The 9,682-nt window shown below is 41.3% G+C and carries 12 protein-coding genes and 2 pseudogenes; 5 read left to right on the top strand and 9 right to left on the bottom strand.

Annotated features, from left to right (window positions below; all coding sequences use genetic code 11):
- Positions 1–119: 119 nt before the first annotated feature.
- The 5 genes from HWQ37_RS19570 to HWQ37_RS19590 all read right to left on the bottom strand — a co-directional run bounded on the left by HWQ37_RS19570 (position 120) and on the right by HWQ37_RS19590 (position 2,021).
- Entirely contained in the window at positions 120–386 is a 267-nt protein-coding gene (locus HWQ37_RS19570) for a hypothetical protein (RefSeq protein ID WP_292749858.1), read from the bottom strand.
- 28 nt (positions 387–414) lie between these two features.
- A complete protein-coding gene (locus HWQ37_RS19575; protein ID WP_292749859.1) occupies positions 415–633 on the bottom strand; it encodes a hypothetical protein in 219 nt (72 codons plus the stop codon).
- Between the two features lie 6 nt (positions 634–639).
- Positions 640–855 carry a hypothetical protein gene (locus tag HWQ37_RS19580; RefSeq protein WP_292749860.1) on the bottom strand — a complete coding sequence of 72 codons (216 nt, stop codon included), beginning with the start codon at positions 853–855 and terminating at the stop codon, positions 640–642.
- Positions 856–947: 92 nt separating this feature from the next.
- Positions 948–1,439, bottom strand: coding sequence for a hypothetical protein (locus HWQ37_RS19585; protein ID WP_292749861.1), 492 nt, complete (start codon positions 1,437–1,439; stop codon positions 948–950).
- A gap of 15 nt (positions 1,440–1,454) precedes the next feature.
- Positions 1,455–2,021 (bottom strand): hypothetical protein, encoded by a 567-nt coding sequence (locus HWQ37_RS19590; RefSeq protein WP_292749863.1) that lies wholly within the window; start codon positions 2,019–2,021, stop codon positions 1,455–1,457.
- A 649-nt stretch (positions 2,022–2,670) separates the two neighbouring features.
- Here HWQ37_RS19590 and HWQ37_RS19595 point away from each other — a divergent pair.
- Complete coding sequence (locus tag HWQ37_RS19595) at positions 2,671–2,985, top strand: helix-turn-helix domain-containing protein (RefSeq protein ID WP_196527024.1); 315 nt, start codon at positions 2,671–2,673, stop codon at positions 2,983–2,985.
- A gap of 511 nt (positions 2,986–3,496) precedes the next feature.
- Here HWQ37_RS19595 and HWQ37_RS19600 read toward each other — a convergent pair.
- The 4 genes and pseudogenes from HWQ37_RS19600 to HWQ37_RS19615 all read right to left on the bottom strand — a co-directional run bounded on the left by HWQ37_RS19600 (position 3,497) and on the right by HWQ37_RS19615 (position 7,468).
- Positions 3,497–5,017 carry a pentapeptide repeat-containing protein gene (locus tag HWQ37_RS19600; protein ID WP_292749866.1) on the bottom strand — a complete coding sequence of 507 codons (1,521 nt, stop codon included), beginning with the start codon at positions 5,015–5,017 and terminating at the stop codon, positions 3,497–3,499.
- 149 nt (positions 5,018–5,166) lie between these two features.
- The gene (locus HWQ37_RS19605) at positions 5,167–6,420 is read right to left on the bottom strand and encodes an ABC transporter substrate-binding protein (RefSeq protein WP_292749869.1); all 1,254 of its coding nucleotides are present in this window, start codon (positions 6,418–6,420) and stop codon (positions 5,167–5,169) included.
- A gap of 84 nt (positions 6,421–6,504) precedes the next feature.
- Positions 6,505–6,675: pseudogene (locus HWQ37_RS19610) on the bottom strand (NAD-binding protein); the annotation flags it as partial.
- 160 nt (positions 6,676–6,835) lie between these two features.
- Positions 6,836–7,468 carry a MarC family protein gene (locus tag HWQ37_RS19615; protein WP_292749871.1) on the bottom strand — a complete coding sequence of 211 codons (633 nt, stop codon included), beginning with the start codon at positions 7,466–7,468 and terminating at the stop codon, positions 6,836–6,838.
- Between the two features lie 88 nt (positions 7,469–7,556).
- Here HWQ37_RS19615 and HWQ37_RS19620 point away from each other — a divergent pair, with 88 nt between their 5' ends.
- The 4 genes and pseudogenes from HWQ37_RS19620 to HWQ37_RS19630 all read left to right on the top strand — a co-directional run bounded on the left by HWQ37_RS19620 (position 7,557) and on the right by HWQ37_RS19630 (position 9,602).
- Positions 7,557–7,877: a hypothetical protein gene (locus HWQ37_RS19620; protein ID WP_292749874.1), complete on the top strand. Its 321-nt coding sequence runs from the start codon at positions 7,557–7,559 to the stop codon at positions 7,875–7,877.
- Between the two features lie 44 nt (positions 7,878–7,921).
- The gene (locus HWQ37_RS19625) at positions 7,922–8,080 is read left to right on the top strand and encodes a hypothetical protein (RefSeq protein WP_292749877.1); all 159 of its coding nucleotides are present in this window, start codon (positions 7,922–7,924) and stop codon (positions 8,078–8,080) included.
- Positions 8,081–8,238: 158 nt separating this feature from the next.
- A pseudogene (locus HWQ37_RS34670) lies at positions 8,239–8,325 on the top strand (two-partner secretion domain-containing protein); the annotation flags it as partial.
- A gap of 41 nt (positions 8,326–8,366) precedes the next feature.
- Positions 8,367–9,602 (top strand): hypothetical protein, encoded by a 1,236-nt coding sequence (locus tag HWQ37_RS19630; RefSeq protein ID WP_292749880.1) that lies wholly within the window; start codon positions 8,367–8,369, stop codon positions 9,600–9,602.
- The last annotated feature ends 80 nt before the right edge of the window (positions 9,603–9,682 follow it).

Below are 9,682 nucleotides of genomic sequence, written 5' to 3' on the forward strand. Positions count from 1 at the left end.
TAAAGCAGTATTTGATTTGTAAATAAAATCACCATTGACTTAAATATCATTTTTAGCGATCGCTTGTTTTTGATCCGACTTCACAAAATCGCGTTGCTCCCCTTTACTTTCAGTCATGATTAAAAATTATCCAGTTCGTCAGATTGATTCGTCGCAGAGTGCTTGTACATTTTGGCTTTTGACATTTGATGAGTAGAAGCTTTAATTACTGGGATAGCAGCTTCTTTAACCGAAGTTTTAGCTTGTTGATAAAGGAATTGGGTTATTCCATCCGCGTCTTCTCCATCTTCTACTTGCGCCCAGAGAGAGCAGCCTATTTCCAATGATTCGTAATCGCCTAGATTGAATTTCCTAGAGTAGCTAACAGAGACAGTTGTGAATTTCATGCGGCTATATTTTGGGAAATATGGATTGTTAATTTTCTTCGTTAGTATCAACCATTTCAATGCTGAGTCTCTTACATAAATCGCTAGCTTTTACACCAACGATTCCTGGTTCAATTTCGGTAGATAGTTCCTCTATGATTGAGTGAAAACCAGGGTCTTTATCATTTATTTCAACCTCAATCAGTCCTGCATTATTCGATATAACAGTTGCCCAACTTGGGTATTGCTTGAGGAATACTGGTTGCATAGAGTTTCATGGTTCTGTCTCCTGATTAAACTTGACCTCAACAATTTCTTCTACACACCCCATCACCTCAGCCAAATAGTGCAGAACATCGCCCAAGTGTGTTGCTGCCTCTGGATCAATCTTTTTATCCGCAATCAACAAAAGCCAAGTTTCATTTTGTGCAATAGCCTGAATATTTACGTAGCACGAGTTGAATTGCTTCAGTATTTCTATCGGTTCCATTGGTTTATTCAATGAGTTGTGGTGTTTTATTTGGATAAAATTTAAGTTTGCTCCTTGCCACACAGGTGGGTTTGCCCTACCCACCCGTTTCCTTACGCTGCAACCAAATCTTTCTCTTGTGGAACGTATCTCTTCAGCCGTTCCCACTCGTCACTTGTCAGCGAATCGAATTCAATATCAAGCAACTCTTCTTCCGTGGGCGGTTGTTCTGTAGCCGTTGTAAAGTAGCCTGTCATCGTCATAAATTCATCCAGCCCGACTGCTGCATCCACCGATTCGGCGTATCGAATTTTATCTACAGCATTTGACCAGTGCGTAAGGTGTTGAAATATTACCCCAATCATCGAATGAGCTTTATATACTCGATAAGTTCTGGGGCAAGCTCCATCTACGTAAACCAGCTTGTATCCAGTGATTTGTGTTACCTCTGCATTGGGGTCGGTGGGAGGTAACAGTATTTTGTCAAGAGACTCTTCCAACTGGGCTTCTTGAAGAGGAAGTGTGCTAATCATATTTGGTGTGCCATGATGATTTAAATTTCGTTGTAGAGGCGATTGCATAACTCTAGGGGAAGCAATCGCCATTTCTACCTTCAGCAACTAAGCTGCTACTGCTGCTCGGACTCCCAACAACGCAATCACTTGTTCAGCACTAGCAGCCACGCGATTGAGTCCGTACTGTCTTGGTCTTGCGTACCAACCCTCTTCATCCCAACCAATGAAGCCTACCAAATGCCCATTGCGATAGACTTTCGTGCTGAATACTAGATAATCAATCTCTCCGTGGTACAAACCGAAAACAGTGCAAGCTTCTTTCAACTCAGTCTCTAATCGCTGATTCCGTTCCCGTGGTGTCTCTGGTAGCGTTGCTTTAACTTCTGCCACTCTTTTTGCGAACCAATTGCGGTCGAAGGGTAGCCGTCCGCCACCGACTAACTGCACCCATACTGTGATTCCGCTTTCTATCCAGATGGTACGGATTGATTCGGGTTTCACTTGAATAATCTCGCCAATGATGCGGCGATCGCGAGATGTCAGGGGGTCTTGGGTCGGGGCTACAGCTTCGGCTTGGGTTTCGAGGTGGTTGTATAGTTCTGCTTGGGCTATGGCTTGTTCATCACGAGAAGAACTAAGAATTGCTTGCTGTGTATGTGTTATGTAGGTCATAATGTTGATCTCCATTCAGTTGGATAAAAGGCGATCGCTGAGTTTTCCAGACAGTAGCGATCGCTTTTGTTATGTGTGTAAACAACGCTGTGGTTTAGCACAACGCTCTCAAACTTGATTTAGCGTAGCCATCAAAGCTAGTTGCTAAGAGCATTATCAAGACAGCAGACAGCAGCATCAGGGGATGTGTAAGGAAGTGCTGTGTTAGGAACAAGGCACTCTATGAATTCAGCTTTGCTGTAAAATCTTTGATTTCTAGACGAATGGCACTAAATAACCAGTTTTTTAAGACTTGGTAGGTCATCGAGATCATCTTCGCTGGCTTGAGCATTACAAGTTTGGCTGACGGCTGCTAGTCCCGGTGGCACTTAGTTTTGTGGTTAGTTGAATGAGTTTAAATCTGGGAGTAAGCACTTCTTTGTTTACTAGGAGGCTAGCGCTTGTTTCCTCCTTTATATTTATAAAACTACGCGAGACGTAGAAAAAAGTCAAGCACTTAAAATAGGTTTTTCTACACTTAACGTGGTATTTTTATTTTTAAGCGTAGTTTTATTGATTTGTGACCATGTATAATAATGAGTATTCCAAGAGTCGATTTATCGAAGCAAGACGGGGATTAAACTAATGGAGGTGTCACATGGACAAGCGAATGATTGCTTGGAGGTTAAATGAAATAATGGCAAAAAAGCGTATTAGGAATAAAGACCTAGCAGCAGCTTTAGGGATTGACGAAAACTCTGTTCATCGATTGAGAAGAACAGATGAAATGCCTCGATTAACTGGGGAAAGACTTAATGGACTCTGCATTGCCCTTGAATGCCAACCTGGAGATTTAATTGTTTTTATCCCAGATGACGATACAGATACCACAGGAGAAGAACAACAAAAGGTTAAGCCAATCCCTGTAAGGGAATATCTAAAATCTAAAGCTGATAATTCCCAACCACAGGATATAGCAGCATAAAGCGATCGCTGCCGGTCAAAGCTATGCGATCGCCTGCTCAATCCGTTAACGACAAAGTGAGCTTATTACAATGCTGACATATTTTTGGGCAAACACCCTTCAGTATCTCCTCGGTTCACTTTGGTTAAACTGCAACACCCCAACTTTTAGGCATTTACCATAGTGAGCAAGAGATATGCTGACACTAGACAGAGAACAAACAACAGCACTCGATTACAGTGTTGTCAATACCAGTATCCAGGAAACCTTCACTGCCATCGACAGATTTGAGTGGCAAGCAATAGATGAACTGCGCCTTATGCGAGACAACCACTATTACTTTGATGGTGGACACATAAGTTTTGAAGCCTATTGTGAAAGCGAGTTGACCAAACACGGGGGATATCGCCGGGTCAGAGATTTGCTATCTGCGAAGAAAGTAGTTGATACCCTGCCAGAGGAACTGAGGGTAAAAATCACTAAACCCTCTCAAACTCGCCCCCTACTCCGGCTGGTCAAAACTCCCGACAAGTTACACGAAGTCGTAGCGATCGCAGCCAAAGAAAAACCCTTCCCCACTGCCGCCGACTTCGCCAAAGCAGTGCAGCAGGTTGCACCAACAACTAAACGCGCCACAAAAACCGAAAACCCTAAAACGCAAATCTGCTTCTGGGTGATTTTCGGCTAACTGCTTGAAGGAAATTGCGATCGCTCTTGGGTCAACACCTTGGCTATGATACAGGTCGAGCGTGTCGAAGATGGGCTTGATGAAATCCCCAAACTCTCCATCTCCAAATACTTCTTGGCGATTGTCTGGTTTGCGGTGCGGGTCTGGGTTATCTGGAGTAGGTAGGCGCATATAAACGCATTCACAGCGTACTCCGTCGAAGTTAGTATCGGTGGTGATGTTCCAATCTTCAATGTATGCTCCGGTTAGAGTTGCACCTGTAAAATCAGTGCCGTCCAGTTGCGTCTGTACTAGCTTGGCTCTGGATAAATCTGCATCTTGTAGGTTAGCATGGCTTAAGTCTGTACCAATGAAGCTGGCATCTATTAGGTTTGCTCCTTTGAGGTTAACTCCACGTAAGTCTTGGCGATCAAAAATTTTTTCCTGTCCCTGACCTGTAACTAGCACTTCACGCAGTTGTTCATACTTGAGATAAGTTATACCAGGACGGATGTCATTAATTTTTCTAGCTTTGTGCCAACAGGTATCAATGAGTATTGAGCTTCGCAGATCAGTACTTTTGAGCAGAGCTTGACAAAATTTAGCTTTGGTTAGGTTAGCATTGCGAAAGCTTGTGCCTCTTGTAGTTGCAAAAGTAATTGCAAATGAACTAATCCATGAATCTTCTTGAGATTTTTTAAAAGCAGACCAGCCAATATAAGAGCTGAATACAGCAATGGCTCCAGCAACATACCCAGGAATATTTTCATTTATTATAAAAGACCCAGCTTGAGCTACAGTGGTTGCGGCGATAAAAGATGCGGCAATAGCAACAATGACAGCAATAAACCCTCCAATAAATTCAGCAACAGACATTGCTAAGGCAACAGCAAAGGCTTTAGCAAAAGCTCCAATTGCGGTAACAGATGCAGTAATAACCCCAACACCTATAACAGCACCAAAGCCTGTTCTAGTAGTAACTCCAATAATAGCCCCTATAGTAATTCCAGATGCTAGTCCCGTTCCTAAACCTAGTAATAACCCTTTGCGTATAACCGTAGAGAAAAAGATGGTAACTACTATTAATGAAGTTAGTCCAGCACTGAAATTTTCAGAATTTTTATGATCAAGTATAAGTGTTATAAAATAAGCACTATATCCTGAAAAAATACCTGAAATTGCTAACAATAAACATGAGGTTACAAGCAGTCCAACTATCCATCGATGCTGCAAACCAGCTTGAGCATGGCTAAAGTTTGCACTTGTTAGCTCTGCACCCGTAAAATCCGCTCCTCTAATATCTGAATAGCTAAAGTTTGCCCATGCAAGGTTTTGACCTTTGAAAGAACGACCTCTGAGATTCTGGTGAGAAAAGTCTTGCGGCATGGCAGGGCTAGTGAAAGCAAGGGTTGAAGCTAGATACAGCTTGAGTGTGCGCTTTTACGGACTTTTGCATAAGATTCTGTCATAAATGGTAAACAATCAGGAGCGATTACGGCTGTAGTGAATTTCTGCGCTTGAGCAATCACTGTCAATTACTTTATATTTAAAAAAGCAAATTTACCATTAATACCGTTTGCTTCCATCTTTAATTGGGCAACATAAAACTGTTTTTGAACTACATCACCTTCTGGTGTAAAAGCAATTTCACCTAAAGGAGTTTGATAAGTTAATCTCAGTAATTCCTTGTTCAACTCTTGACGCAACTGAGGTAAAGTTAAATCCTTAATCCTGCTTTTTTTGTCTAAAGATTGCAATGCTTCTACATATACTTGTAAAGCAGCAAAAGCTTGTGCGCTAACTTGGGGTGGCTCTCGATGATATTGCTCAACATAAGCTTTACGAAAAGCAGTGTTAATTTCATTTTTGTATTCAGGACTATAAGCTTGAGCAATAATTACACCATCACAAAGCATCCTGCAAACTGAAAATATATGAGAAGTATTAAATCCATTTCCGCCAATAATTAAACCTCGATAACCAAGTTCCCGTACTTGTTTGACTAAATTGCCTCCATCCACAGCTAATCCAGATATAATTATTAAATCTGGTTTTAAATTAATAGCACTACTAGCTTGCGCTTGAAAGTCGGTATCTGTAGTTTGAAACTTTTGGACTGTGACTAAATTTAATCCTAAATCTTTCACTGTTTTCTGAAAAATTTCGGTTTCTGATTTATTAAAGGCATCATTTTGTGCATAGAACACAGCCACCCTTTTGATTTGAGGATTTTGTTTAAGCGCTGCTTTGACTGCATAAGGAGCGACGACTGCAACAGATGAAGAAACACGAGCGATATAATCACCAATCTCAGGAATGCCTTTAGCAGTATTTGATGCACCAATCACTGGAACCTGATTGCGTTCTGCTATCGGGTCAGCACTAAATGCCTGTTGTGACAGAGTAGGACCAATAATACCAACAACCTTATTTTGATTAATTAAACTGCCAAAGGCATTAATTGCTCCAACCTCATCGCCACCAGTATCTTGAAATATTAATTCGATTGGTTTACCATTAATCCCATCTTTGTTATTAAAATACTTCTGGGCAATTTTAACTCCATCAGTTCCCTCTTGACCTAGTAGTGCTACATTACTGGTTTGAGCAAAAGCGATTCCAATAGGAACAGTATTAGCTGCACTTGTTACTACTGCGGAATTATTTGCTGGAGTTAATCTAACGTTACTACTTTTACTACAAGCTGTGATCAGCATCCAGCAAATAAATAATAATGCTGTATTACGTGATATCCCAAACCAGAGCTTAACAGTGAGCGTGCTTTTCATAGATGCTCGATTATAATCTTTGAAGAATATCAGGGATTTTGAGATATTGTTCTTATATAGTACTTGTAAGCTGTTCAGCATACAAACTTCTTCTGTCAACGCGGCAGTAACTTGTTTTTCTTCTATATCTGTTGCTAAGACTTGATAGCCTAACTTATTTAGGGTTGCACAGACAGAACGCCCAAAACGTCCTCATCCAATTACAGCAAATTGGTGATTATCTTGACGCAGACTACGGAAAAATTTAACGCTGATAAATTCACAATTGTTAATCTCTATTATTGATTCCTAGATTCAATCAAAAGCATTATAAGTAGAGAGGCTCACGCCGATTCTGTTAAAATCACCCTTAATCCGTCCAGCTTGTTTTGCTCAGATGGGATTTTTATTAACTTGCGATAGAGCAAAGCTAATTTTACTTGACGGGAAATGCCTCTTTCAACAAAGAAATAGAGCCATCAGCAATAAACCGTACACCAATGGCTAGGATAAAAAAACCAAAAACTCGATTTAAGGCTCCTACACCATTTCTTCCTAACCTTTTAATTAATGGCTCTCCTAAGACAAGACACAGGTAAAGGCTAATTCCGATTAAAACAATTCCCACTAAAGATTCTAGATACTCTACCCAATGATTAAAGCTAATCGATAAACTCGTGACTACACCAATTGCTCCAGGTCCGCTGATCAAAGGCACTGCCATTGGTGTAAAAGAAATATCCTCTTTTTCCATAGCTTCATCCTTTTCTGATGGAGTTAGGCGTTGACGAACTGTAACCATTTCCCACGCTGTATGGGCAACAAGTAATCCACCTGCTAGCCGTAGGACATTTAGTGAAATCCCAAAAAATTCTAGTATCCATCTGCCAGCTACTAAAAACACAGCTAAAACTAAAACTACATTGGCAGCAGTTTGTAATGCTTGCTGATGACGCTGTGATGATGTTTCTGTTGCTGTTAAAGTGTAAAAAACCGGAACTGCACCTATTGGATTGGCAATGGGGAAAAGAGCCATAAAGGTTGCTAATGTATTTGGAATTAACGACATTTATCAATATTTGGTTATTTAGGTTCCTTAAAAGCAGAGTTTAGCAGAGAGTCGGGGTCAGAGAAAGAGAATAGACTTGCCTGTGGCAATGGACTGCACGACGCTAGCGCTTGTGGATGCTGCACCGAGTCAACCTGTTCCGTTACTGGCTGAAAAGCAGGACTATAATGTTGAGTTGAGAGACTGTCTTGAAGGTACTTGTTCCGCCGCGCCTGTTGCTCAAAATGAAAAATCTTTAAATTCTGCGATCGCTAATCAAACTCAGGAGCAGATAGAACAGCGTTATTCTGCTACGTTGTTGGTTGAAAATTCGGTTTCAGGTGTAGGATTCAAAGCAGTTGATGAGGATAAAGGTTCCGCCGCGCCCGTGCCAAATCCCGAAAAATGGTCGCATGAGATGAGGCGATAGTTGCGCGGTCAAATGTACGACCAGAACGTATGCAGAAACTCAAAGTGGCGGCGAATTCAGGGCAGAATCCGGGTTTTGATTTCTTGCAGGAATGCTGGAATGACGATCCGGCTTTGCAAATTGTGATCAAGAAATTGCTGGCTAAATTTACGCAGTGGAGTATCGTTTGTGTGGATGGGGTGCTGGTGAAGTGGGATGAGTAGCGTTCGTCGTAGTTTGAGGGCTATGTTTGTAAAGGTTTGTAAAATTTTTAAGTTTTTGCGAAAAATTTGAGTTTGAAAATGAAATTTTATTAGGTTAATTGCTAAATAATAAAAACTTTGTAACCTGATTGATGGCTTAATTCGTACTAATTGCACATAACGTGTTTTTTGTAAATCCCAATGGCATCGTTTTTGGTTCTAATGGCAGTTTAAATGTCGGTGGTTCATTTGTAGCAACCACTGCCTTCAATAAAGCACTTATATAAAGAAAGTACCCAACAAAACAATGATGACTGGCTTTACCCAACTCAAACCCCAGTTCGTAACTCATTTAGGATTGCTATATCAAAAGTTTTATTTAATTTATTTGACTTGTGTGAATATTAATCAGCCGCTTCAGTACATTCTCAAACTATGCCTTTTGGCAACAATTATTAACAGTCTAGCTGTCAATGTTGTTGCTGCTGAAGTACAAACTTTTGGCCAAGATGGTAGACATGGGGTAGATGGTCGCTCTGGACGAGATGGGAACTCTGGTACCGAGCAAATAATTCGCGCTAGCGAACTACAACCGATTGACCTCTCCGGTACAGATGGCGAAGCGGGAGAATCTGCTACCTCTGGTGAACAAGCTTCTGGATGCCAACAGCCCGATGATGTAACAGTGAATGTATGCGGTGCTAAAGGCGGTAATGGCGGTAATGGTGGTCATGGTGGTAATGGTGGCAATGGCGGTAATGCTACTGTTTACTTTGAGTCATTATCTCAACTCAAGAATGTGGTGTTACGTAATCGGGGCGGGAGGGCAGGTATTGCAGGAAAGGGCGGACAAGCAGGTAGTGGATGTAACTGTACTCAACCGCGCTGGACTGTAAACTATTGCACTTGGGCATTGATGGCGCAACAAATCAATGTAGCTAATCCCGAGTGGCAAGAAATTAACAGAGAATTATTTCGCTGTTCGGGTGATGCGTTCTATGACGAACAACAAAATCGACCCCAGCAGCTTCCAAATTTAGATCCAAACTACCGCTATGGCTGGAAATATATTGGTCTATCACAGCAGAGAGGTTTTACTTGTGAGAATGGCCTTATTGGTCAACCGGGACGCAACGGTAGAGATGGGGAACCTGGTAGTTACGGTCAAGTATTGTTAGTCAAGGGTACAGAAATTCCTCAAGAACAAATTAGTTATGGCAATCGCGTTAGCCTGTTAGTCGATCGAAGCATTGGGCTGATCAAGAAAAATTTGTCGAAAAAAACGGGGCTACGGAGTCTACTTGGTACTGGTTCGGATGTCCGAGATCGTTACCGTTTATTAGAAACCGTCCAAAGTTCTTTTAAAGTGTCTTGGCAAACTGTTAAACGCCCACAAGATTTAGGAGATCCTCCGCTCAAAGCTGAAATTACTGAATCAGGGAAATTGCAATTTTATATTCCAGGCACATTGGATTATATTCTCAATAATTCGCAAAACCAAACCGAAATTGCGATTACTGGAGGGAGCAACGCGATTTTGTGAAGTCGGATCAAAAACAAGCGATCGCTAAAAATGATATTTAAGTCAATGGTGATTTTATTTACAAATCAAATACTGCTTTA

The sequence above is a fragment of the Nostoc sp. NMS4 genome (assembly GCF_017115095.1).
Classification (GTDB): Bacteria; Cyanobacteriota; Cyanobacteriia; order Cyanobacteriales; family Nostocaceae; genus Nostoc.

Excerpts from the sequence above, each read along its gene's own strand:
- HWQ37_RS19575 (WP_292749859.1), bottom strand. The coding sequence starts at position 633 with ATGCAACCAGTATTCCTCAAGCAATACCCAAGTTGGGCAACTGTTATA.
- HWQ37_RS19615 (WP_292749871.1), bottom strand. The coding sequence starts at position 7,468 with ATGTCGTTAATTCCAAATACATTAGCAACCTTTATGGCTCTTTTCCCC.
- HWQ37_RS19630 (WP_292749880.1), top strand. The coding sequence starts at position 8,367 with ATGATGACTGGCTTTACCCAACTCAAACCCCAGTTCGTAACTCATTTA.
- HWQ37_RS19585 (WP_292749861.1), bottom strand. The coding sequence starts at position 1,439 with ATGGCGATTGCTTCCCCTAGAGTTATGCAATCGCCTCTACAACGAAAT.
- HWQ37_RS19620 (WP_292749874.1), top strand. The coding sequence starts at position 7,557 with ATGGACTGCACGACGCTAGCGCTTGTGGATGCTGCACCGAGTCAACCT.
- HWQ37_RS19580 (WP_292749860.1), bottom strand. The coding sequence starts at position 855 with ATGGAACCGATAGAAATACTGAAGCAATTCAACTCGTGCTACGTAAAT.
- HWQ37_RS19590 (WP_292749863.1), bottom strand. The coding sequence starts at position 2,021 with ATGACCTACATAACACATACACAGCAAGCAATTCTTAGTTCTTCTCGT.
- HWQ37_RS19570 (WP_292749858.1), bottom strand. The coding sequence starts at position 386 with ATGAAATTCACAACTGTCTCTGTTAGCTACTCTAGGAAATTCAATCTA.
- HWQ37_RS19605 (WP_292749869.1), bottom strand. The coding sequence starts at position 6,420 with ATGAAAAGCACGCTCACTGTTAAGCTCTGGTTTGGGATATCACGTAAT.
- HWQ37_RS19595 (WP_196527024.1), top strand. The coding sequence starts at position 2,671 with ATGATTGCTTGGAGGTTAAATGAAATAATGGCAAAAAAGCGTATTAGG.
- HWQ37_RS19600 (WP_292749866.1), bottom strand. The coding sequence starts at position 5,017 with ATGCCGCAAGACTTTTCTCACCAGAATCTCAGAGGTCGTTCTTTCAAA.